At 73.0% G+C, this 22701-nt stretch carries 17 protein-coding genes and 1 pseudogene; 11 read left to right on the top strand and 7 right to left on the bottom strand.

The window, feature by feature from the left end; all coding sequences use genetic code 11:
- Positions 1 to 38: 38 nt before the first annotated feature.
- The 3 genes and pseudogenes from BLV05_RS15985 (at position 39) to BLV05_RS15975 (ending at position 2587) form a co-directional block, all read left to right on the top strand.
- Positions 39 to 1058: a metallophosphoesterase gene (locus tag BLV05_RS15985; RefSeq protein ID WP_046768010.1), complete on the top strand. Its 1020-nt coding sequence runs from the start codon at positions 39 to 41 to the stop codon at positions 1056 to 1058.
- Between the two features lie 82 nt (positions 1059 to 1140).
- Positions 1141 to 1353, top strand: a pseudogene (locus tag BLV05_RS38620) (transposase domain-containing protein); the annotation flags it as partial.
- A gap of 88 nt (positions 1354 to 1441) precedes the next feature.
- The gene (locus tag BLV05_RS15975) at positions 1442 to 2587 is read left to right on the top strand and encodes an IS4 family transposase (RefSeq protein WP_157524261.1); all 1146 of its coding nucleotides are present in this window, start codon (positions 1442 to 1444) and stop codon (positions 2585 to 2587) included.
- Positions 2588 to 2605: 18 nt separating this feature from the next.
- On the opposite strand, the gene BLV05_RS15970 is transcribed toward BLV05_RS15975, so the two are convergent.
- From BLV05_RS15970 to BLV05_RS15960, 3 genes are read right to left on the bottom strand one after another with little or no spacing between them, the layout of a single operon-like run.
- Positions 2606 to 3811 (bottom strand): low temperature requirement protein A, encoded by a 1206-nt coding sequence (locus tag BLV05_RS15970; RefSeq protein WP_046769789.1) that lies wholly within the window; start codon positions 3809 to 3811, stop codon positions 2606 to 2608.
- A 47-nt stretch (positions 3812 to 3858) separates the two neighbouring features.
- On the bottom strand, positions 3859 to 5007 hold the full coding sequence (locus tag BLV05_RS15965; RefSeq protein WP_052762636.1) for a hypothetical protein: 1149 nt from the start codon (positions 5005 to 5007) through the stop codon (positions 3859 to 3861).
- Between the two features lie 2 nt (positions 5008 to 5009).
- Positions 5010 to 5336 carry a PepSY domain-containing protein gene (locus BLV05_RS15960; protein WP_046769790.1) on the bottom strand — a complete coding sequence of 109 codons (327 nt, stop codon included), beginning with the start codon at positions 5334 to 5336 and terminating at the stop codon, positions 5010 to 5012.
- 259 nt (positions 5337 to 5595) lie between these two features.
- On the opposite strand from BLV05_RS15960, the gene BLV05_RS15955 reads away from it, so the two are divergent.
- A complete protein-coding gene (locus tag BLV05_RS15955) occupies positions 5596 to 7407 on the top strand; it encodes a hypothetical protein (protein WP_152690839.1) in 1812 nt (603 codons plus the stop codon).
- Positions 7408 to 8398: 991 nt separating this feature from the next.
- Here the strand turns inward: BLV05_RS15955 and BLV05_RS15950 are convergent.
- From BLV05_RS15950 to BLV05_RS15940, 3 genes are read right to left on the bottom strand one after another with little or no spacing between them, the layout of a single operon-like run.
- The gene (locus BLV05_RS15950; RefSeq protein ID WP_046769792.1) at positions 8399 to 9712 is read right to left on the bottom strand and encodes a sensor histidine kinase; all 1314 of its coding nucleotides are present in this window, start codon (positions 9710 to 9712) and stop codon (positions 8399 to 8401) included.
- Entirely contained in the window at positions 9702 to 10379 is a 678-nt protein-coding gene (locus tag BLV05_RS15945) for a response regulator transcription factor (protein WP_046769932.1), read from the bottom strand. The genes BLV05_RS15950 and BLV05_RS15945 overlap by 11 nt, the downstream gene beginning before the upstream one ends.
- A gap of 4 nt (positions 10380 to 10383) precedes the next feature.
- Complete coding sequence (locus BLV05_RS15940) at positions 10384 to 10737, bottom strand: hypothetical protein (RefSeq protein WP_052762637.1); 354 nt, start codon at positions 10735 to 10737, stop codon at positions 10384 to 10386.
- A gap of 177 nt (positions 10738 to 10914) precedes the next feature.
- On the opposite strand from BLV05_RS15940, the gene BLV05_RS15935 reads away from it, so the two are divergent.
- The 5 genes from BLV05_RS15935 to BLV05_RS15915 all read left to right on the top strand — a co-directional run bounded on the left by BLV05_RS15935 (position 10915) and on the right by BLV05_RS15915 (position 18485).
- Positions 10915 to 12045 carry a HupE/UreJ family protein gene (locus tag BLV05_RS15935; protein ID WP_082155373.1) on the top strand — a complete coding sequence of 377 codons (1131 nt, stop codon included), beginning with the start codon at positions 10915 to 10917 and terminating at the stop codon, positions 12043 to 12045.
- Between the two features lie 26 nt (positions 12046 to 12071).
- A complete protein-coding gene (locus BLV05_RS15930) occupies positions 12072 to 12500 on the top strand; it encodes a metallophosphoesterase N-terminal domain-containing protein (protein ID WP_046769794.1) in 429 nt (142 codons plus the stop codon).
- Between the two features lie 12 nt (positions 12501 to 12512).
- Positions 12513 to 16844, top strand: coding sequence for an outer membrane protein assembly factor BamB family protein (locus BLV05_RS15925; RefSeq protein WP_046769795.1), 4332 nt, complete (start codon positions 12513 to 12515; stop codon positions 16842 to 16844).
- A 202-nt stretch (positions 16845 to 17046) separates the two neighbouring features.
- Positions 17047 to 17796 (top strand): hypothetical protein, encoded by a 750-nt coding sequence (locus BLV05_RS15920; RefSeq protein WP_052762638.1) that lies wholly within the window; start codon positions 17047 to 17049, stop codon positions 17794 to 17796.
- Positions 17769 to 18485, top strand: coding sequence for a sortase domain-containing protein (locus tag BLV05_RS15915; protein ID WP_197683675.1), 717 nt, complete (start codon positions 17769 to 17771; stop codon positions 18483 to 18485). Before BLV05_RS15920 ends, BLV05_RS15915 begins: the two co-directional genes overlap by 28 nt.
- A 121-nt stretch (positions 18486 to 18606) precedes the next feature.
- On the opposite strand, the gene BLV05_RS15910 is transcribed toward BLV05_RS15915, so the two are convergent.
- Positions 18607 to 19188, bottom strand: a complete 582-nt coding sequence (locus BLV05_RS15910; RefSeq protein ID WP_046769796.1) for a TetR/AcrR family transcriptional regulator — start codon at positions 19186 to 19188, stop codon at positions 18607 to 18609.
- 29 nt (positions 19189 to 19217) lie between these two features.
- Here BLV05_RS15910 and BLV05_RS15905 point away from each other — a divergent pair, with 29 nt between their 5' ends.
- Both BLV05_RS15905 and BLV05_RS15900 read left to right on the top strand, forming a co-directional pair.
- Positions 19218 to 19661, top strand: a complete 444-nt coding sequence (locus tag BLV05_RS15905) for an SRPBCC family protein (RefSeq protein ID WP_046769797.1) — start codon at positions 19218 to 19220, stop codon at positions 19659 to 19661.
- 103 nt (positions 19662 to 19764) lie between these two features.
- Positions 19765 to 22683 (top strand): ATP-binding protein, encoded by a 2919-nt coding sequence (locus tag BLV05_RS15900; protein ID WP_046769798.1) that lies wholly within the window; start codon positions 19765 to 19767, stop codon positions 22681 to 22683.
- Positions 22684 to 22701 lie beyond the last annotated feature (18 nt).

Genomic DNA, 22701 nt, shown 5'->3' with positions numbered 1-22701 from the left:
CGTGGGATCCGCAGCCGCCCGACCTCGAGGAGACACCCATGCCGCGCAGACCCGCCGGCCGCCTGGCCGCCGCCGTCGCCGCGACCGCCGTCCTGGCGACCACCGTCTCGCTGCCCGCCGCCGGCGGGCCCGATGAGCTCACCCGGACCGACACCGACGCACCGTTCACGCTGGTCGTCATCCCGGACACCCAGCTGGCCGTGCAGAACCGGCCGGAGATGTTCACGGCCCAGACCGAATGGATCGTCGAGCACCGGCGGGAGCTGAACATCCCGTTCGTCGCGCACGTCGGCGACCTCGTCGAGTGGCCGTCGCGGGTGTCGGACTGGGAGCGGGCGCAGTCGGCGATGTTCGAGCTGAACCGCCGCGTGCCCTACAGCTTCTCGGTGGGCAACCACGACTTCGACGCCTGGGCATGCGACCCGCCGGCCACCTGCAACCCGAACGAGCACATCGCCGTCGACCGCAGCACCGAGATGCTCAACGCCTACTTCCCGGAGCAGCTGTTCCGGCGGCTGCCCGGGTTCGGCGGCAGCTACCCGGCCGGGTCGATGGACAACAGCTGGTTCCAGTTCTCCGCGGGCGGCGTCGGCTGGCTCGTGCTGAACCTCAAGTACAACCCGACCGACGACGAGCTGGCCTGGGCCAACGAGGTCGTCGCCGCGCACCCGGACCGCCAGGTGATCGTCAACGCGCACGAGTACCTGCGCCGCGACGACCGGTCCGCGATCGGCGAGCGGATCTGGACCGAGTTCGCCCGCCGGCACGCCAACGTCCAGTTCGTGCTCTCGGGCCACTACACGTACGCCGGCCGGCAGGTCGCCCAGGGCGACCACGGCAACACCGTGTACGCGTTCCTGGCCGACTACCAGACCTACAGCATTCCGAACGTGACGGAGAACAGCTACCTGCGCACCATGCGGTTCGACCCGGTGGCCGGCACCATCGACGTCCGGACCTACTCGCCGTACTGCGAGCAGACCAGTCTGTGCCCCGCGTACAAGACCGATGCGCGGAACCAGTTCACGGTGACCGGGGTCGAGTTCGACCGGTCCTGACGCAATGCCGTTAAGTTAGGGCGGTTTGTGCTGGTCAGCGGCGTGTCGGTGGGGTTCGTGGGCAGGGCCCTCCGTTAGAACGGTGATTGTCGAAGATCATCGTCTGCCGGAGGGCCCTGTGAGTTCTGAGTCTGCCACGTGGCGATCGGGCGAGGTGAGTCTGGGCGCACTGGAAAGTGATCTTTGTCCGGAGCTGCTGGACGAGGTGATCGAGCAGGCCGGTGTGCGCGAGCAGCGGCGGCGGCTGTTGCCGGCCCGGACGGTGATGGTCTTCGTGCTCGGGTTATGCGTGTTCTGCGGCGCCGACTCGCATTCCCCGCCGGGATACCGCATGGTGATGTGCTGGCTGACCAGCACGTTCGGGTACCTGCGGGGGGCTGGTCGTGCCGAGCGCGTCGGCGCTGTGCCAGGCCCGCAAACGCCTGGGCGTCACGCCGCTGCGGCTGCTGTTCGACCGGGTCCGAGGCCCACGCGCGGCGCCCGACGCGGCGGGAGCGTGGCTGTTCGGGCGGCGGCTGGTCGCCTTCGACGGCACCGCCCTGGACCTGGCCGACACCGCGGCCAACGTGGCCGCGTTCGGCCACATCGGCACGCCCTCGGGGTTCGCACAGGTGCGGCTGGTCGCGCTGATCGAATGCGCCACCCACGCGATCATCGACGCGGTGTTCGACGCGTGCCGGCACAGCGAGCAGGAACTGACCCAGCGGCTGATCGGTGCGATGCGTCCGGGGATGCTGGTGCTCGCCGACCGCAACTTCGGTCACCGGTTGTTCGCCCAGATCGCCACCAGCACCGGCGCGGACCTGATCTGGCGGATCAAGGGCAACGCCGACTTCCCCGCCATGAAGATCCTCGACGACGGCTCCTACCTGTCAGTGATCACCGCGCAACGCTACAAGAAGCGCTGGCGCACCGCCGCCCGGCGGGGCTGGCCGGAGCCTCCGATGCCCGGGCACCCGGTGCGTATCGTCGACTACCGAGTCACCACCCACGTCGGCGATACCGTCACCATCAGCGATATCAGGCTCGTCACCACCCTGCTCGACCCGGCCGAGGCGCCCGCCCGAGCCGTCGCCGAGGCCTACCACCAGCGGTGGGAATCGGAGAACAGCTACCAGGAACTCAAGACCCGACTGCGTGGCGCCGGGTTCATCCTGCGCTCGAAGTCACCCGACCTCGTCGATCAGGAGATCTACGCCCTGCTCGTCACCTACCAAGCCCTCTGCACCCTGAGAACCGACGCCGCGGACACCGTCGGCGTGGACCCGCGCCGGATCTCCTTCACCATCACCATCCGCGTCACCCGAGACACCATCACCGCCGGCCGACTCGACCAGAACACGCGCGTCCTGGCCATCGCCGCCATCAGCAGCGACCTCAACCCGCCACGACGAGCCCGCGTCACGCAGCGCGTCAAGAAACCACCCCGGAACACCTTCAAAGCCAAACGACGAGACCAGACCCGCCCACCCAGCCACGCCACCCACAAGATCAAAGTTCGCCGGGCCAGCAAAACCGCCCTAACTTAACGGCATTGGGTCCTGACGTCAGGGTGCGCCGGCGGTCGCGCGTGCCGTCTTGCGGTGCTCGACGACCGCCAGCGTGCCCAGCACCACGAGGGCGAACGCCGCCGTCACCAGGCCGCTCTGCTCGGCCATGACCGGGACGGCGGCCAGCAGCACCACCACCGCGACGACCGCCGGCCAGCCGACCGGATGCTGGACCCGGATGCCGCAGGCGGCCAGGCCGGCGAGGAACAGCGCCGGTCCGCCGAGGACGGCCAGGGCACCGACGGTCTCCATGTCGTAGTCAGGGTGCGCGATAACCAGCTCGTCGCCGACCGCCATCAGCACGATGCCGGCGATGATCGGCACGTGCAGGTAGGTGTAGATGTCGCGGCCGAGGGCGCCCACGTCCTCGCTGCTGCTGGCTCCGATGCGGCGGGCGATCACCGGCGACGCCCCGGAGAAGTAGAGCCACCACAGCGCCACCGAGCCGAGGAACGTCAGCCCCAGCGCCACCCCGGTCTCGAAGCTCATCTCGCCGTTGGACGCCGTCACGCCGGTCAGCACGATGCTCTCGCCCAGCGCGATGATGACGAACAGCTGGAAGCGCTCGGCGAAGTGGTGCCCGTCGATCGCCCACTGGCTCATCGGCGTGCTGCCGGCACCCGGCAGCCAGTACCGGGCCAGCGGGCCGGCGAGGTCGAGCGCCAGCGCGGCCAGCCACAGCGGCCAGCGGGCGTCCTCGGCCAGGCCGCCGGCCACCCAGAGCGGCGCCGAGAGGACCGACCAGGCCAGGATCTGGCGGAAGTTCTGGTGGAACTGTCCCGGCGGCGTCGCGAGGACGACGAACACGTTGCGGCCGATCTGCAGCCCCGAGTAGGTGCAGGCGAACAGCAGCGCGAGGTCGCCGAAGCCGTCCGGGATGGCCACCGCCATCAGCAGGCTGGCCAGCATGACGAACGTCAGCACCAGGCGCACCGGCACCGTCTCGGGGTCGAACCAGTTCGCCATCCAGGTCGTGTAGTTCCACGCCCAGTAGACCGCCACCAGCATGAACGCCGTCTCGGCGGCGCCCGTCCAGGTCAGGTGGGTGGCCAGCAGGTGGTGCGAGAGCTGCGTGACGGCGAAGACGTAGACGAGGTCGAAGAACAGCTCGAAGAACGTCGCCCGCTGCTCGGGACCGGAACGTCGCATGATCCGGATCTGCGGGATGAGCGGCTCGCCGCCCTCACGTGTCGCGTCGGACATGAGGCGGAGCGTAGTCCCGCCGCTCCCCCGCGGCGACGCCCGTTCGCTCAGCGCGTGGCGGGGAGGCGGTCGCGGATCGTCACGGCGATCGCCGCGTCGGACCGTTGCCCGGCCAGGTCGCCGGTCGCCGTGTCGAGCTCGAGCTGCCGCGCGACGACCTCCAGCCGGGCCGCGTCCACCTCGGCCGGCGGCCGGTAGGCGAGGGTGAGGTCGAGGACGGCCGTAGAGGTGTCGACGGCGGCCTGCCTGACGGCGTCGGGGTCGCCGGCGGCCGCCGCGTCCGCCAGCCGGCCGAGCGCGTCCTCCAGCGCGGCGGCGAGGGTGGCCGGTGCGGTCTGGTCCGGCCGGTCCCGCCAGGCGGCCGTCATCGCGTCGACCTGGTCGCCGGCCGCGTCGCCGGTGCCCGCGGCCTCGAAGACCCGCGCGGCGCCGTCGGCCAGCTCGGTCAGGACGGCGGGCGTCTCGCCGGGGCTCGCGTCGGCCGGGACGGCGAGCGCGACCTCGACCAGCTCGTCGGGGGCCTCTGCCCGGAACTCGCCGTAGCCGGGCGCGAAGACCTTGTGCTCGACGGTGCCGTCCATGAGGTGCTCCTCGGTGGCGACGGCGCCGTCGACCGGCCCGCGCGGGCCGTCCGCCGTGACCGCGGCGTCCTGGATCGTGACCTCCTCGAACACCAGGTCCGGGATGTTCTCCGGCCGAAAGACGTCGCCCTCCCGCGGGTCCGCGGGCATGATCAGCCCGCCCGGCCCGTCACGGCCGGCCAGCCAGCTGCCCTCGTGGTCGGCGATCACGCCGTCCTCGTAGTTGTCGACGTCCTCGCCGAGGTACCAGACGCCGCCGTCGTCGTCCTGGGCGTAGTAGTCGAGGGCGACCTCGACGATGCGCCCGGACCGGTACGCGACGTACTGCGCCACGACGGCGTCGATGCTCCGGCCGTCCCAGGTGATCGTGCGGGTCTCCGGCAGGGTCGTGACCTCGACGCGCAGCGGCTCGCCCTCCTCCTCGCCGAGCTGGAGCGTCTGGCCGCCCGCCGGCACCGGGAACAGCGGGTTCGTGACGACCGTCGGCTCGGTGAACGACGGCGTCGCGGTGTCGACCCGGCGCGTGGTCGTGCTGCCGCCGTCGTCGCCGTCCTCGCCGCAACCGGCCAGGAGGAGTCCGGCCAGGACGACCACGATCCCTGGTGGCCGGCGCATGGTCAGTCGCCGCTCTCCTCGTCGTCGCCGGCGCCGTCGGACTCGTCGCCGAGCACGGTGAAGTCCTTGTCGAGGTGGACGTCGACCTGCGTGCCGTCGTCGAGGGTGACCTCGACCTCGTAGAAGCCCTCCTCGTCGCCGACCTCGGTGCCGGTGACGGTGCCGCCGCCGGTGTGTTCGAGAGCGGCCGAGCTGGCCTGTTCCAGGGCGTCGCCGGTGATGGGCGCCTCGTTGTCGTGGTCCGCGGACGCCGCGCCCATGGTGGCGACGGCGCCTGCCGCGGCCACCGCCGCCGCGCCGGCGCCGATCCATGCCTTCGTGTGCTTCATGATCCTTCGTCCTCTCATGCGTTCGACTCGAATGGAACGAGCCTGCGCCCGGGTCGCTGAACCAGCGCTGAACGTCTTGGCTGCACCGAGCGCGGACGTCGTTGCACGCAGTGCCGGGCCTCGTTGACGTGGAACGCCCGGCGCCAGATGGTTCACACCAACCCGTCCGCATGTCGACATCCACCCGGCCGCCCGTGCGCCCGGGCCTCTCCGCGATTCCCGCTCGCATCCGAGCGGACGACGTCTCAGGAGGACCGACATGGTTGGGCAAGCACGACACGTCCCGCAGGCACTCGCTCGCGGTGCCCTGGCGATGGCGGTCGCGGCCGGGCTGGCGGCGACGTCGAACCCACCGGTCACGGCGACGGAGGAACCGGCCGAAGCGCAGGCGCTCGCCGGCAGTGTCACCGTCCCGGCCGGGACCATGTTCACCGTCTCGGACACGCACTTCCTCGGCTTCCCCGGACTGTTCAACGGCTCGTCGACCAACGGCGAGGGGATGCGCAACCCGCGCATGATCGCGGGCTACAACGCCAACCGCGACGCGGTCGGCGCCGGGTCGGTGATCCTGCGCGAATCGACCGACGGCGGCGGCGTCTGGGACCCGTTCGACTCCGGGGACGGCCGGTTGCAGCCGATGAACTTCTACCGGATGTCCATCGCGAGCGGCGCCGTCTACGCGATCGACTTCGAGGATCTCTCCGTCACCAGGGGCAAGGACGCGGACGGCAATCCGATCTGCGACATCCAATGGTGCCGCGAGGTGTTCAACCGGCGCATGCTCGCGGGCAGCGAATGGGTGGACGCCCCGGACGCGAAGGTGTACTTCGCCGGCAAGACGATCGCCTGGGCCAGGTTCCATCAGGGCCCGATCCTGATGAGCGACGGCCAGACCCTGCTGAGCACCATGTACGGCCGCTACGGCGCGGCGCACAGCTGGGCCTGGTTCACGGGCGTCGTGAAGAGCACCGACGGTGGCCAGAACTGGAGCCTGGTCAGCGAGTTGACGCTGGAGGCATCGCAGGGCTTCTCCGAGCCGAGCATCGCGCCGACCAGCGACGGCGGCCTGATCGCGGTTCTACGCAGGGACGAGGCCCTCAGGAGCCGGAACATCCCGTCGAACGTCGCCCTCTACACGATGCGCTCGGACGAGCAGACAGGGGCGAACTGGGACGCGCCGGTACGCCTGTCCAGCGACGGCGGCAACTCACCGTCCGTCGAGCTGCTGGGCAACGGCGCGCTCGTGCTCGCGTCCGGGCGCACCGACAACCAGCTGCGGCTCTCCTACGACGGCCGCGGCCTCACGTGGGACGGGCCCTACCGGCCGTGGAGCAACTACCCGACCACCGGCGGCGAGACCAGCGGCGAGTTCGCCGGCTGGTACCGGTTCGACGCGGACTCCTCCGGCTGCTGCCTCTACCGGCCGATGCGGCACCTGGGGTCCAGCGGCACGATGGGCGTCGAGGCGATCTCCGGCACTCAGGCGTTCGTCATCGGCGACAACTGCGGATCCGGCTGGGGCTGCCCGTGCCCGTGGGGCGCCGGCTGGATGTGCCCGCAGCGGGCCGGCGGCTACGCGCACGGCACCCAGCACGGCCTGTGGAAGAGCGTCGTGACGGTGAACAACGGCCGGCCCGGGCGCCTCGACCTGCCGACGATGTTCCGCAACGACCAGCTCACAGTGGTGGAGACGTCCTTCAGCAGGTACGGCGTGTGCGGCGGCAATATCAACGGGTGCCGGCAGTCGTACGCATCGTTCGCCTTCGACGGCGACATCCGCTCCGACACCAGTCTGGTCACGGCCGGCCGCAGCGTGACCCTGCGGCTGCCGCGCACCTATCAGCTCACCGGCGTCGGCCTGCATATGCACCTGCAGGGCAGCACCGATGCCCGCATCCAGGTCTCGACGGACGGCGTCACCTTCACCTCACCGGCTCGCGGCGCCCGCGACGGCTATCTGCGTCCGTTCGCGGCCCCGGTGACGGCGCAATACATCCGGATCAGCGACCCGAACCCCCTCGTCGATACAACGAGGGCCTTCCTCAACGAGGTGGAGCTCTACGGCTCATGACCCCTCGCGTGATCGAGCGAGGGAGGTGAGAACCATGATCGGGGGCGGGTTGTTGCTGCTTCCGGCGACCACAACTCACCCTTGATCATGGTTCTCACCGGTGCGGGGTCCGCGTCACGGCCGCGGGTTCCCGGCGCTCCGGAGCCCGCCTTCTCCATGATCAACGGCTGCTGCCGACGTCATGGTGGCGCCAACGGTTGATGATCACAGGATCTCAACCGGACTCATTCATCCAGCGAGGTTGGCCTCGGACCGCCGAGCCGGTGGTGTGAGGTGCGCAGACGGGGCGGAACCGTGGCCGGCGCATCCCTTTCCGGGATCCTCACCGCACTGTGTGAGTTCGCTGCGTCGGGTGGCGTGGATCACTGTTGCTCCGGCGACAGCGACGCCGCCCGGCAAGCACAGCGATCTCACCCCGGTGATCTCACCCGGTGATCTCACCCAGTGGCGCGCCGGGGTGGGCGCACTGTCGTCGCGGTCGTGATCGATGTGAGATCGCTGCGGAAACGATGCGGCATCACTGTGGCGGACACGACAGTGTTCTCACATCGATCACGCAGCGATCCCACATCGTTGCACCGGGCAGGCGGACGCCAGCTACGCGAGCAGAGCACGGAAGCAGCAGAAGAACCTCGTTCGGACTCACCCGAGCCGGCGTGTGTCACCGAACGTGGCTGGTCAGACACTGCATCTGCACATGTGCAGCAGGCATCAGCCACGCTTTGCCCGCTCAGAAACTCGGCTCGAGTGTCGGAGTTTCGGAGACCAAGCGAAGCTACGCGAACTTCTCACCCGCAGTGGATGCACCTCACCCGCCGGAAGACCCGCGTGCGGCGGCAATCCGGGCATCATCCGGCGCTGCGGCGAGTGAGGTGCACCTCGCGCGAGTGAGGAACTGGCCCAGCGGGCGTTCGGCCCCAACCGTCGCCGGACCGGCTGGCAGCGGCCCCGCCGGGCGAGGTCGCCCCCGGATGCGGGTTCGCCGCCTCGTTCACGCTTCGTGATCGGCGGGGAGGCGGACGACGATCCGGGCCCCGCCGCCCGTGCCCTCGCCCACCTCGACCTCGCCACCGTGGGCGCGGACCAGCTCGTCGACGATGGCCAGGCCGAGACCGGCGCCGCCGGCGTCGCGGTCGCGGGCCTCGTCGAGGCGGACGAAGCGGCGCAGGACCCGCTCGCGGTCGCCCGCCGCGATGCCGGGCCCGTCGTCCTCGACGGCCAGGACGACCGCGCCGTCGCGCGCGGCCACCGACAGTGCGACGACGCCTGACGCGTGCCGGGCGGCGTTGTCGCCGAGGTTGCGCAGCACCCGGCGCAGCGCCGCCGCGTCGCCGCTCACCCGGGCCGCGGCGACGCCGGTCGTGTCGACGTCGACGCCGCCGGCCGCCCGCAGCCGCGCCGCCTCCTCCAGCACGAGGTCGTCCAGGTCGACGGGGTGCGCGGCGAGCCGCAGCAGGTGCTCGTCGGCGCGGGCGAGCACGAGGAGGTCCTCGACCAGCCGCTGCACCCGCAGGTCCTCGGCGAGGACGGTGGCGGCCAGCGCCGGGACGGTGGTGCGGCCGGGGTGCGCCAGCGCGACCTCGGCGTGCTGGCGGATCGACGCGACCGGGGAGCGCAGCTCGTGCGAGGCGTCGGAGACGAACTGGCGCTGCCGGGTCTGTGCCTCCTCCAGCCGGTCCAGCATCCGGTTCATGGTGCGGGCCAGCCGGGCGATCTCGTCGTCGCAGCGGCCGCCGGGCACCCGGCGGTGCAGCTCGGCGGCCGAGATCTCGTCGACCTCCGCCCGGACCGCCTCGACCGGCGCGAGCGCCCGGCCCGTCGTCCACCACGTCGTCACCGCCACGACGGCGAGCAGCGCCGGCAGGCCGAAGCCGAGCAGCCGGGCCACCACCCCGGTCGCCTCGGCGACGTCGTCGGCCGACTGGCCGGCGACGACGGTCCGGTCGCCCGCACGCACCGCGACGGCCAGCATGTCCTCGCCGGGGACGACGTCGACCCGCGCGGTGTCGCCGGGCCGCACCTCGACGGCGTCGGCGCCGGCCACGTTCGGCGTCGCCGCGACGACCCGGCCGCGGGCGTCGAGCACCTGCACGAACCCGTCGTCGTCGGCCACCGGGTGCGGGTCCGTTGGGTCGACGGCCGCGGCCCGCGCCTGCGCGGCGTCGGCCACCTGCTCGAGCAGCGTCGAGCGCATGACGACGACCAGCGCCACGCTGCCCAGCAGCAGCGCCAGCCCGGCGATCACCACCGCCCCGGCCGTCGTGCGCAGCCGCACCGAGCCCCGCCGCCCGCGCTCAGCCGCCATCGGCGGCCATCCGGTAGCCCGCGCCGCGCACGGTCTCAATGCTCTGACACCCGAACGGACGGTCCAGCTTCGCGCGCAGGTGGCCGACGTAGACCTCGACGATGTTGGGGTCGCCGTCGAACGCCTCGTCCCAGACGTGTCGCAGGATCTCCGACTTCGACAGCACCTCGCCGCGACGCCGGAGCAGGAACTCCAGCACGGAGAACTCGCGCGCGGTCAGCTCCACCTCGCGGTCGCCGCGCCAGGCCCGCCGGGATCCGGGATCGGCCCGCAGGTCGCCCGCCTCCAGGACGACCGGCCGTTCCCGCAGGTCGCGACGGAGCAGCGCACGCAGCCGGGCGACCAGCACGTGGTGCGAGAACGGCTTGGTGAGGTAGTCGTCGGCGCCGGTGTCCAAGGCTTCGACCTCATCCCACTCGCCGTCCTTGGCAGTGAGCACGAGGATCGGCGTCCACACGCCGCGCTCGCGCAGCCGCGCGCAGACCTGGTAGCCGTTGAGGCCGGGCAGCAGCAGGTCGAGCACGATCGCGTCGTACGGATGCTCGGCGGCGGACCAGAGCCCGTCGGTGCCGGTATGGGCGACGTCGACGGCGAAGCCCTCGGCCTCGAGGCCGGCGCGGATTCCGTCGGCCAGCCGCCGTTCGTCCTCGACCACCAGGACGCGCATCGCGTCACCTCCGGTCCCGACCGTGCTGCGCCGCACCTGAACGCCCGCTGAACGCGCCGACGACGGCGCCGAAGGCCAGGTGGTCCAGCCACTGCGGCCCGCGCGGCAGCGCCCGGATCGCCGGGTAGCGCCGGCCGACCAGCTCGAGGTCGAGCGCCGCGATGGCGGCGCCCGCGGCCAGCCCGCCCGCCACCCCACCGGCCACCGATGGGCGCGACCGCCGGCCCGGCAGCAGCGTGCCGGCCGCCCGGGTGGCCGCCAGCACGTCCCCGCCGGCGGCCACCGCGCACGCCGTCGACGGCAGGCCGCTCAGCACCGCCGCGACCGCCGCCACCCGCACCGTCCGCGCCAGCCCCATGGGCCCAATCTTGCTCTTCCTGCGACCTGGTCGCACACCTGGAGCCGGGCAGTCGACGCCGTGTCGTAGCAGGTGCAAACCCTGGGCGAACAACCGGCGACGACCATTGCCGCCGGGAACCCGGGCGAAACAGGGTGATCCAGGCGGATCGCCGGATCCGGTGACCGGAAGGTGCGCATGTCGACGAGGCGGGTGGTTCGCGCGGCTCTGGCCGGGATCGCGGCCGTCCTCGTGCTGCTGCCGGCCGCCGCGCCCGCCCTGGCACACGTGCGCACCAGCGACGGCTGGTCGCAGCTGCGCTCCGACGGCGACCGCGTCGACTACGAGCTCGGCCTGGAGTACGAGATCCTCGCCCGCGCCATCGGCATGGGCACGGCCGCGATCGAGGCGCCCGACGACGGCAGCCGCCGGGCCGCGCTGGACGAGCACCACGACCTCATCGAGGACTACCTCACCGAGCGCGTCCTCGTCTTCATCGACGAGGTCCAGTGCGCGCTGACGCTGGACGGGTCCGACGTCCGTCAGCAGCCGGCCACCGACGCGAACGCCGAGGACGTCCCGTACGCCGTCCTGGACCTGAGCTACGACTGCCACGGCGCGACGTCGGGCCGGTACGTCGTCGACTACTCGGTCTTCTCCGGCGCCGGCTCGGACGCCGTCGTCGACGACCACACCACCGCCGTCGACTACGACCTCGGCGGCGAGCGCGGCCGGGTCGTGCTCGAGCGTGGCAACCCGCGGTTCAGCACCGGCGAGCAGTCCTTCGGCGACTCCGCGGTGCGGTCCGCCGGTCTGGGTGCGGACCGGGCGCTGACCGGCCTGGACCACGCGCTGTTCGTCGCCGCGCTGGCGATCGGCGCGACCGGCCTCGCACAGCTGGCCCGCTCGGTCGCCGCGTTCGCCGTCACCAGCAGCGCCGGGCTGCTCGTCGCCGTCGCCGGCTGGGTGAGCCTGCCCGACCAGGTGGTCGGCGCGCTGGTCGCGCTGTCCGTCGTCTACGTCGCCGCGACGAACGTCGTCGGCCCGCGGTCGCGCTGGCGGCTGCCGGTGGTCGCCGGCGCCGGCCTGCTGCACGGGTTCGCCTTCGCCGGGGAGCTCCGCTTCGCCGACGACCTCGGCTGGGACCTGGTGACGTCCTACGCCGGCTTCAACCTCGGCATCGAGCTCGGAACGGCCGCGCTGGCCGCCGGGCTGTTCGCGCTGACCGCTGTCGCCCGGCGGTACGCGTGGTTCTCGCTGGCCCACGTCGTCGCGGCCGCCGCGACGGTCGTCGCCGGGCTGGCCTGGTTCGTGCACCGGTTGCTGTGACCCCCACCTCAGTGAATGGAGCCGTTGTGAGAACGATCAGTGTCATTGCCCGCTGGCGCGCTCGGTCGCCCGATGCGGTCACGAGCGCACGCCTCGCCCCGGAGGCGCTCGGCCGCTACCGCCGCGCCGTCTACGCGTCGCTGGCCCTGCTGGCCGCACTGGCCCTCATCGGCCCCGTCGCCACCGTGGTCGCGGAGACGATCGCCGCGTCGGCCGCGCAGGTCAGCGGCGTCGTGTTCGACGACAAGAACGCCAACGGCCGGCAGGACGCGGGCGAGCCCGGCGTCGCGGGCGTCAGCGTGTCCGACGGCGTCGCACTGATCGAGACCGACGCGCAGGGCCGCTACGAGCTGGAGCTGGACGTCGACCGCCGGCTCAGCGACATGGTCTTCATCAGCCAGCCGTCGGGCTACGTGCTGGGCACCGACGAGTTCATGACGCCGCGGTTCTACTAGAACTTCGGTCCCGTGCCGGCCGGGCAGACGCGGACGGCGGACTTCGCGCTGACCCGCGACCCGGGCAGCGACGGCTCGACGTTCTCGTTCGCGAACATCGCCGACCCGCACGTCAACCCGCAGCTGCCGGAGCAGATCCACGAGATCAACTCCACCTCGAACGACATCCCGTTCATCGCCGTCAGCGGCGACCTCACGAACAACGCCACGGACGCGGAGTTCACCAACTACAAGGCGGCCACGGCCGGCTCGGACGTCCCGGTCTGGTCCGCGGTCGGCAACCACGAGTACTTCTCCGGCGGCGGCACCGGGTACGCCGCGCGCATCGACAACTACCGCCGGCACGTCGGCCCCGAGTGGTACTCCTTCGACTACGGCAACCGGCACTTCCTGGTGCTGGAGAACAATGGCCAGGCGCCGTTCGACGAGCAGCTCAGCTGGATCCGCCGCGACCTCGAGGCCAACGTCGGCGACAAGGAACTGATCGTCCTCGCGCACCAGCCGATGAACGTGCCGTTCGGCTCGCCGTCGCAGTACGACCAGTACGGCGACCTGTTCGACCAGTACAACGCCGAGCTGATGCTGGTCGGCCACGAGCACTCCAACGACGCCGAGCCGAACAGCGAGTTCGCGCCGTCGGCCAAGCACATCCAGACCGTCTCGATGTCGTACACCATCGACAACGCGCCCCGCGGGTTCCGCTTCATCCACCTGCGCGGCGACACCTTCGAGAACCCGTTCCGGATGTTCGGCGTCGACCAAGCGCTGACGATCACCAGCCCGGCTCCCGGCAGCGAGGTCGGGGCCGACGGCAACCGCACCGGCTTCCCGGACATCCAGGTCAACGCGTACGACACCGCCGACGAGGTGGTCCGGGTCCGGTACCGCATCGACAACGGCTCGTGGCGCAGCCTGAAGCCGACCGGCGAGCTGACCTGGCACTCGGAGTTCGTCGGACGGGCGCCGGCGCCCGGCGCGCACACCATCGAGGTCGAGGCGGTCAGCGAGGGCGGCGAGCGCTGGACCGAGTCGGCCGACTTCACCATGACGACCGAGCCGCTGGTCGCGCCGGTGGCCGGCGCCGACTGGACCCAGCACCACGGCGACTCCGCCCACTCCGGCGTCGCGGCCGACGTCGTCGACCCGGGGCTGGAGCTGGCCTGGAGCTACCGCACGCCGGGCACGTTCCTCACCGGCTCGCCGGTCGTCGCTGACGGTGTCGTCTACGCGGGCACCCGCGACGAGAACGGCGACGGCAACGCCGCGCTGCACGCCGTCGACCTGGCCACCGGCGAGCAGCTGTGGGAGTACGAGGTCCCGTCGTCGGTCGTCGGCACGCCGGCGATCCTCGGCGACACCGTCTTCGTCGGCACACTGCGCGCGCAGCTGTTCGCCGTCGACCGCGCCACCGGCGAGCTGGTGTGGCAGCGCGACACCGAGGACGCGCCGGACCCGAACAACCAGCGCGCCTACGGCTACTACTCCCCCGCCGTCGCCGACGGCAAGGTCTACTGGGCGTACCAGACCCGCTTCGGCCCGGCCAGCCAGGGCCTGCTGACGGCGCTCGACCCGGCCGACGGCAGCGAGCTCTGGGCCTCGCCGATGGCCGGCGCGACGATGAGCGACGGCACGCCCGCCATCGCAGACGGGCAGGTCTTCGTCGGCAGCCAGACCGCCGACCAGGTGCTCGCCTTCGACGCGCAGACCGGCGTCCGCCAGTGGCAGTCGTCGGCCGTGCTCGGCGGCTGGCAGGACGGCATCCCCGCCGCCGCGGACGGCCGGGTGTTCATCGGCTCGAACAACGGCATCATCGCCCGCGACGCCGCGACCGGCCGTGACCTGTGGACCTACCGCAGCCCGCACTCGTCGCGGGTGTCCAGCGGCGCCACGCCGTCGGCGCCGGTCGTCGCCGGTGAGGTCGTCTACATGGGCTTCCCGAGCGGCGCGGTGACGGCGCTGGACGTGCGCACCGGCGCGGTGCTGTGGGACCGGCTGCTGCCCGGCGGCACCTACACCGGCGGCGTGCTGTCCTCGCCCGTGCTCAGCGGCGAGACGCTGTTCGTCGGCGCCAACAACGGCTTCTTCTACGCGCTGGACAGCGTGACCGGGCAGCCGCTGTGGCAGTACGAGATCGGCACCTGGGTCGGCTCCGGCCCGGCGGTCAGCGGCAACACCGTCGTCGCCGGCGCGTGGGACGGCAACCTCTACGCGTTCACCCCCGGCGGCGAGGCGGCGGCCCGCTGGGCCCGGGTCGCCGGGACGGTGACCGACGAGGCGACCGGCGCGCCGATCGCCGGCGCCCGCGTGGTCGCCACCAGCGGCGGCACGTCGCTGTCGACGACCACCGACGTGCAGGGCCGGTACGTCCTCGGCCTGGCGCCCGGCGCGTACACGGTGTCGACGACGAAGCGGGCCTTCCTGCCCACGGACGGCTCGTCGGCGGCGGTGACGGTCGGCACGACCGGCACGCAGACGGCGAACCTCGAGCTGGTCGAGGTGACCGGGCCGACGGCCGGCGCGTCCACCGTCGTGCCCGACTACGGCTCGGGCAGCCCGCGCACCGACGCGACCGCCGGTGAGACCTACCACTTCACGATGAACGACCGGATCCAGGCGACGATCTCGTCGCGGGCGTCAGCCAACAACCAGCCCGGCACGCTGGCCGCCGGCAGCCTCGGCGACCTGTTCCTGCTCGACGGCACCGCGCAGGAGACGCTGGACTGGAGTGAGCTGATGCTGTCGCGGACGGCCGGCGGCCCGGGCACGCCCGACTGGAACCGCCCGAACGACTGGCTGAACCTCACCGACATCGGCACCGAGGGCTCGTCCGTCGTGGCGTCCGGGTCGGCGAAGGTCGACAGCAACCTGCAGACGACCCTGCGCTACCGGGCGCTCGGCGACGCGCCGGTCGTCAAGATCACCCTGGAGATCGAGAACACCGGCACGTCGGACTTCGACGGGTACTTCCAGTACCTGCTCGACCCCGACAGCGCGCAGGACGTCGCGTACGTGCCGGGCATCGGCCGCAACGACCCCGGGTACGTCACATCCGGCTGGACCGACAACTTCGTGTACGTCGGCTCCACGACGGTCCGGCAGGTCCCGGCGCACGGCCTGGCCTGGCTGGAGGACGAGCCGACCGCGATCAGCGGCTTCGGCTACGTCACCGGCACCTGGTTCGACGCGAGCGTCGACGCCGGCGACACCCGGACGATCAGCTGGTACCACATCACCGACTACCCCGGTGCCGGGCACGTCTCGTCGAACGTCGCCGCGTGGGCCGACCAGCTCGACCTGCTCGACGACGAGGTGGCCGACCGGTCCCGCGTCGGCGGCACGGTGACGCAGTCCGACACCGGCGCCCCGGCGGCGGGCGTGCTGGTGGAGGCGCTGGACGCGGCCGGCGCGGTCGTCGGCTCGGCGCGCACCGCCGCCGACGGGAGCTACCTGATGGCGCTGGACCCGGGCGAGTACTCCATGCGCGTGGCGACGCTCGGCTACGCGACGGCGACCGTGCCGGCGTCGGTCGTGGCCGGCGGAACGGCGACGGCGGACGTCACGCTGGCGCCGGTGAGCGTGCTGGCCAGCACCGGCCGGCAGATCTCCGGCGGCACCGTCGAGGGCGGCCCGCAGGACGTCGTCATGGAGAACAGCAAGCTCGCCATCACCATCTCCAAGGTGTTCAACGACGGCCAGCTGCCGAACTCGACCGTCGGCAAGCCGATCGACCTCGCCGTCCGCGGCCGGGCCGACCAGCTGGACTGGCTGAACCTGCCGTACATCGTCGACGACCAGCCGACCGGCACCGAGGCGTGGCAGCAGACCACGGTCCGGAACACCGGCGTCGAGATCGTGCAGGCGACGGGCGACGAGGCGATCGTGCGCACCACCGGCACGTCGTCGGCGCACCCCGGCGTGACCGTCGAGACCACCTACACGATCCGCCCCGGCGAGGAGTGGGTGCAGGCCTCGAGCGTGTTCACGAACACCGGCGGCGACGATCTGGACGTCTGGGTCGGCGACGCCATGGACTGGGACGGCGCCGGGCAGCGGATCGGCGTCCCCGGCCACGGCGCCATCACGACCCCGTACGAGAGCCCGGCCGAGTACGCACCGGCCGGGCGGTGGATCGGGGCCGCCGGCAACGACCCGCAGACGTACGGGGTCATCTACGCGGGCGACGACGCGTTCTCCGCGTACGGCAACGGGAACTGGGTGATGAGCCGGTTCCAGGTCGAGATCCCGGCCGGCGGCAGCTACACGCTGGACCGGCGGGTCGTCGCGGCCGCCAACGGGGGCGCGTCGAACCCGTTCGCGGTGCTCGACCAGCTGGCCGCTGACTGACGCTCCACCCTCTCCCGTCCCCGTCGTCCGGCGCGTAGCCGGACGGCGGGGACGGCCCGTTTCGGCCCGGTTGATGAGAGATGACGGCCCGGCGATGAGGTCTCGATGAGAACGCTCTCAACAACGCCGTTCGAGCTGGAATATGGCCGCTGGCCAGGACAGATTGGGTCTGCAAGTCCACCCGATACGAGGGAGTCCAGCCATGCGTTCCAGCAAGATCAGCCTCGCCGCGGCGCTCGCCGCGGCCGCCGGACTGACCGGTGCCGGCGTCGCGCTCGCCACCCCCGCGACGGCGGCGGTCGACTCCGTCGTCTTCGCCGACGACGACGGCGGTGACGACGGTGGTGACGACGGTGGTGACGACGGTGGTGACGATGACGGCGGTTCCGGCGATGACGACGGCGGCGGTGACGACGACGGCGGTTCCGGCGATGACGACGGCGGCGACGACGACGGCGGGGCCGGTGGCTCCGGTGGCGGCGACGACGGCGCCGGCGACGACGGTGCGGGCGACGACGACGGCGGCGCCGGCGGCTCCGGCGGTGGTTCGGGCGGCGGTTCGGGTGGCGGCGGTGACGACGACGGCGCCGGTGGCGACGACGACGGTGACGACGGCCAGGCCCCGAGCGGCGGCGTCAACACCGGCGTGACCACCAGCGACGACGACGGCGATGACGACGGCTCCGGCGACGACGACGGCGGCCAGGCGCCCAGCGGCGGCGTCAACACCGGCGTGACCACCAGCGACGACGACGGCGGGGACGACGACGGCTCCGGCGACGACGACGGTGGGGATGACGACGGCGGCCAGGCGCCCGCCGGTGGCGTCGACACCGGCGCCGGCGGCACGGCCGCCGACAACACCGGGTGGCTGGCGCCGGGCGCGCTGGTCGGGCTGGCCACAGTCGGTGGCGCGGGCCTGCTGTGGCGCCGGTTCCGGACCGAGAGCTGACCGGGACACCGGTCGCTCGCCGTACACGCGGTGGCCGCCGGCCCGGGCGGGCGGCGGCCATCGCGGCGCTGTCCGCCCTGCTGGCGGCCGCATGCGGCGGCGACGGCGACCCGTCCGGCGCCGGCACCACCGCGCCGCCGGCCGCCATGGCGGCCGGCGCACCGGAGACGACCGCATCGGCACCGAGCAGCATGCCGACGCCGTCCCCCACACCGACACCCACACCCACGCCGGCGCCCGATCCGGAGCTGGCCGACCCTGTGGCGGTCGCGGTACCGGCGGTCGGCATCGACACGAACGTCGTGCCGATCGCCGTCGACCCCGGCAACGTCCTCGTCCCGCCCCCGTACGGCGACGCCGGCTGGTGGCAGGAGGGGCCCGAGCCGGGCGAGAACGGCGCCGCCGTGATCGCCGGCCACCTGGACAGCCGCGACGGGCCGGACGTGTTCTACCGGCTCGGCGACGTCGCGCCGGGCGACGAGATCGTCGTCACCCAGGCCGACGGCGGCACGTCCGCCTTCGTCGTGGTCGAGGTCGGGCAGTACTCGCAGGACGATTTCCCGACCGATGCCGTCTACGGCGGCGCCGAGGACCGGCCGCTGCTGCGCTTGATCACCTGCGGCGGCGAGTACGACCGCGGGCTGGGCCGCTATCGCGACAACGTGGTGGTGTTCGCCGAGCCGGCATGAGCCATCCACCGCCCACCGAAGTTGATCATGGAGAAGGTCGGCTCTGGCGGCGATCTGGAGCCGACCTTCTCCATGATCAACTTCGGTGGGCGGCAGCGGGGCGGGGCGCGGGGGCGGGTCGTCAGCGGGGTGGCAGGGCGGCGGCGTACAGCCGGGTGAAGTGCTCCATCGCGGCGTCGACGGCGTCGCGGTCGCCGGTGGCCAGCAGGTCCAGCAGCAGGCCGCGGCCGACCGCCACGCCGAGCCGGGCCTGCGTCCGGGCGACGTCCGGGGCGACGCCGGCCCGCTCCAGGGGTCCGGCCAGCGCCGTCACCCAGGTGTCGACGATGCCGTCGAGCAGCGGCAGCGCGGCCGGGTCGCCCTGCAGCGCGCGGCCGTAGAGCTCGAAGAACAGCCGCTCGTGCGGCCACAGCGCGGGGTCGGCGAGGCGGGCCCAGAACCGCCGGCCCGCCTCGATCGGGTCGTCCGCGGCGGACAGCTCGGCCAGCAGTTCCCGCTGCCGGCTCTCCATCGTCCGCACGACCTCGACGAACAGGCCCTCCTTGGAGCCGAAGTGGTAGATGAGCATGCGGTGGCTGGTGCCCAGCGCCGCCGCGATCTGCCGCAGGCTGCGCTCCCCCACCCCGTTCGCCGCGACGTAGTCGACCGCCGCCCGCAGCAGCCGCTCCTTCCCTGCGCCGACCCCGGCACCCGCCTCCGTCATGCCCAGATCGTACCTGTACCATTTGGTACATGGGTGTTCAACGTATCGACGTGACTGCCACCACGACGGCGCCGGCCGGCGCCGTCTACGCACTGCTGCGCGACGGCGCGAGCTGGCCGGACTGGTCCCCGATCGGCTCGTTCGAGCTGGAGTCCCCGGGCGAGGACGGCGGCGAGAGCCTCGGCGCGATGCGCGTCTTCCGCACCGGGCGCATCACCAGCCGCGAGCGCATCGTCGAGCTGGTGCCGGAACGGCGGCTGAGCTACGTGCTGGTGTCCGGCCTGGCGATCAAGGGCTACCGCGCCGACGTCGACCTCACCGAGGGTCCGGACGGCACCACCATCCGCTGGCACTCGTCGTTCCGGGCCAAGGTCCCCGGCATGGGCGGCATCTACCGCCGCGCGCTGACGATGGTGCTCCAGCGGTGCGCCGACGGCCTCGCCCGCGCCGCCGCCGCGGCGCACGCACCCTAGTAAGGCGCCCCCTCCGCCCGCTAGGGTGCGACCGGGCAGGCGCGCCGGCCGCGGGTGACGCGACGGCTCGTCCGGTGTTCGCGACAGCGGAAGCGAGCCTGCTGTGTCCGACCCGTCGGCCGAGGTCGCGGCGCCCGCGTTCGTGGGCCGGGGTCGCGAGACCGCCGTTCTCGCCGGCGCCTTGGCGCAGCCGCCGGCCATGGTGCTGCTCGAGGGCGAGGCCGGCATCGGCAAGAGCCGGCTCATCCACGAACACGTCGCCGCCGGCCCGCTAGGCGCGCTGGTCGCGACCTGTCCCCCGTTCCAGGAGTCGCTCACGCTCGGGCCGATCGTCGACGCCGTCCGGCAGAGCCGCGCCGGCGCCGGCCTGTCCGGGATGCGGGTGAGCTCCCTGGTCGGAGCGTTGCGGCCGCTGTTCCCGGAGTGGAGCGCCGACCTGCCGCCCGCGCCGGAGCCGCTGGACGATCCGAAGGCGGCCCTGCATCGCAGCTTCAGCGCGCTGGCCGAGCTGATCGGCCACCTGCGGGTGCGCGTGCTCGTCGTCGAGGACGTGCACTGGGCCGACCGCGCGACGCTGGAGTTCCTGCTCTTCCTGGTCGCGCGGCGCCGGCCGGCGCTCAGCCTGGTGCTGAGCTATCGGCCCGAGGACGTCGCCGCCGGCTCGCTGCTGCTGCGGCTGTCGTCGCGGCTGCCCGCCGGTTGGACCCAGGTCCGGCTCACCCTGCCGCCGCTCGACGTGACGGCGACGGCCGGGCTGGTCTCGTCGATGCTGGGCGGCGAGCAGGTCTCCGACGAGTTCGCCGCCTTCCTGCACGACCGCACCGACGGCGTCCCGCTCGCGGTCGAGGAGTCGGTGCGGCTGCTGCGCCAGCGCGACGACGTGGTCCGTCACGACGGCGAGTGGATCAGGCGCAGTCTGGACGAGCTGGCCGTGCCGCCGACCGTCCGCGACTCGGTGCTGGAGCGGGCGCAGCGGCTCGGACCGGCGGCCCGGCGCGCGGTCGAGGCGGCCGCCGTGCTGGCGGGGCCGGCCGAGGAGCGGCTGATCGCCGAGGTGGCCGGGCTCGCTCCGGCCGACGCGCGGGCCGCGCTGGCCGAGGCGGTGCGCAGCGGGCTGCTGGCCGACGACGACCGCGGCGGCCTGGCGTTCCGCCACGTCCTGGTCGGCCGGGCGGTCTACGACGCGATGACGGGGGTCGAGCAGCGCCGGCTGCACCACCGCGCGGGCGAGGCGCTGGAACGTCAGCAGCCGTGGCCGGTCGTGCAGCTGAGCCGGCACTTCCAGGCGGCCCAGGAGTTCGGGAAGTGGTGCACGTACGCCGAGCTGGCGGCCGACCACGCCGGCGCCTCGGGCGACCACACGACCGCCGTGACCCTGATCGTCCGGCTGCTGGCGACGGCGCCGCTCGGCACGCCCGCCGCGGTACCCCTGGCGATCAAGCTGGCGACGGCGGCAACCGCGCGCCGCGAGCCGGTGGACGACCTGCACCACGAGGTGATCCGGACGCTGCGCGACGTCCTGGACCGCGGTGACCTCGCGCCGCGGTCGCAGGCCGAGATCCGCAACCCGCTCGGCCGCCTGCTGCTGCAGGCCCGCGAGTTCGAGCAGGCGCACGCCGAGCTGTCCCGGGCGGTCCCCGACCTCGCCCACGACCCGGTGGAGGCGGCCCGCGCGATGACGTACCTGGGCTACCCGCTGCAGGGTCCGTGGCCGGCCGCCGTCCATCTGCGCTGGCTGGAACAGGCGGCGCGCGTGGCGCCCGGCATCGGCACCCCGGTCGACCGGCTGGCGCTGACCGCCGACCGCGCCGCGGCGCTGCTGGCCCTCGGGCAGGAGGACGGGTGGGCGGTCGCGGCCGAGCTGCCGAACGCCGTGACCGACGCCGAGGAGCGGCGGCAGCTGGCCCGCGGCCTGTCCAACATCGCCTACGTCGCGACGGGCTGGGGGCGCTACGCCTACGCCGAGGCGCGGCTGGCCGCGGCGACCGAACTGGCCAGGCTGACCGGCTACGTCCGGCTGCACGCGAGCGCGCAGGCGATGCGGGCGCAGCTGGACTGGTACACCGGACGGTGGACCGGCCTGGCGGACCGCGTGGCGGCGCTGATCGCCGCCAGCGACCTGGAGACGTCCGGCAGTCTCGAGCCGTTCCTGGTGGACGGGCTGCTGCATGCCGCCGGCGGATCGAGCCGCCGGGCGGAGCAGCGGTTCCGCGATCTGCTCACCGACGCGCCGGTGGACAGCATCGCCGCGCTGCCGGTCACGCCGGCGGCCGCGCTCGCCACCCTGCGACTGGCCGCCGGCGACGTCGACGGCGCCGCCGAGGTCACGGACGAGCCGATGCGGACGATCGCCACCAAGCAGATGTGGGTGTGGGCCAGCGACCTGGCCCGGGTCCGCCTGGACGTGCTGCTCGCGGCCGGCCGCGCGGCGGGGGCGGCCGACCTGCTGGCGGCCTTCGAGCAGGGCTTGGGCGACGTCGACGCGCCGGCGCCGCGCGCGGCGCTGCTGACCTGCCGGGCCGCGCTGCTCGCCGCAGGCGGTGAACCGGACGGCGCCGCCGCCGGCTACGCCGAGGCGGCCGCGGCCTGGCAGGCGCTGCCGCGTCCCTACGACGCCGCGCTGACGCTCGAACGGCAGGCCCGCAGCCTGCTGGACGCGGGCCGGGCCGACGCTGGCGCCGCGCTGCTGTCCGACGTCTTCCACACGCTCGCCGAGCTCGGCGCCCGCACCGACGCCGCCCGGGTCGGCACCGGCCTGCGCGAGCTCGGCGTGGAGGTGCGGCGGACCTGGCGGCGCGGGCGGCGCGGCTACGGCGACCAGCTGTCGCCGCGCGAGCTCGAGGTGGCGCGGCTGGTCGCCACCGGCCGGACCAACCGCGAGATCGCCGACGCGCTGTCGCGCTCGCCGAAGACGGTGGCCGCGCAGCTCAACTCCGCCATGCGCAAGCTGGGCGTGACCTCTCGCACCGCGCTCGCGGTCAAGGCGATCGAGGCCGGCCTGCTGCCCGGCGATAAAGATTAGGTCGATCGCCCCGTTACA

The organism is Jiangella alkaliphila (assembly GCF_900105925.1).
Classification (GTDB): Bacteria; Actinomycetota; Actinomycetes; order Jiangellales; family Jiangellaceae; genus Jiangella; species Jiangella alkaliphila.
Note: the sequence above shows the minus strand (reverse complement) of the source record. Positions and strands in the feature narration are given on the sequence as shown.

What these genes read in the sequence shown, in the direction of transcription:
- BLV05_RS15950 (WP_046769792.1), bottom strand. Translation starts at nt 9,712, where the DNA reads ATGGCGGCTGAGCGCGGGCGGCGGGGCTCGGTGCGGCTGCGCACGACG.
- BLV05_RS15985 (WP_046768010.1), top strand. Translation starts at nt 39, where the DNA reads ATGCCGCGCAGACCCGCCGGCCGCCTGGCCGCCGCCGTCGCCGCGACC.
- BLV05_RS15965 (WP_052762636.1), bottom strand. Translation starts at nt 5,007, where the DNA reads ATGCGCCGGCCACCAGGGATCGTGGTCGTCCTGGCCGGACTCCTCCTG.
- BLV05_RS15920 (WP_052762638.1), top strand. Translation starts at nt 17,047, where the DNA reads ATGCGTTCCAGCAAGATCAGCCTCGCCGCGGCGCTCGCCGCGGCCGCC.
- BLV05_RS15945 (WP_046769932.1), bottom strand. Translation starts at nt 10,379, where the DNA reads ATGCGCGTCCTGGTGGTCGAGGACGAACGGCGGCTGGCCGACGGAATC.
- BLV05_RS15970 (WP_046769789.1), bottom strand. Translation starts at nt 3,811, where the DNA reads ATGTCCGACGCGACACGTGAGGGCGGCGAGCCGCTCATCCCGCAGATC.
- BLV05_RS15935 (WP_082155373.1), top strand. Translation starts at nt 10,915, where the DNA reads ATGTCGACGAGGCGGGTGGTTCGCGCGGCTCTGGCCGGGATCGCGGCC.
- BLV05_RS15940 (WP_052762637.1), bottom strand. Translation starts at nt 10,737, where the DNA reads ATGGGGCTGGCGCGGACGGTGCGGGTGGCGGCGGTCGCGGCGGTGCTG.
- BLV05_RS15905 (WP_046769797.1), top strand. Translation starts at nt 19,218, where the DNA reads ATGGGTGTTCAACGTATCGACGTGACTGCCACCACGACGGCGCCGGCC.
- BLV05_RS15910 (WP_046769796.1), bottom strand. Translation starts at nt 19,188, where the DNA reads ATGACGGAGGCGGGTGCCGGGGTCGGCGCAGGGAAGGAGCGGCTGCTG.
- BLV05_RS15955 (WP_152690839.1), top strand. Translation starts at nt 5,596, where the DNA reads ATGGTTGGGCAAGCACGACACGTCCCGCAGGCACTCGCTCGCGGTGCC.
- BLV05_RS15960 (WP_046769790.1), bottom strand. Translation starts at nt 5,336, where the DNA reads ATGAAGCACACGAAGGCATGGATCGGCGCCGGCGCGGCGGCGGTGGCC.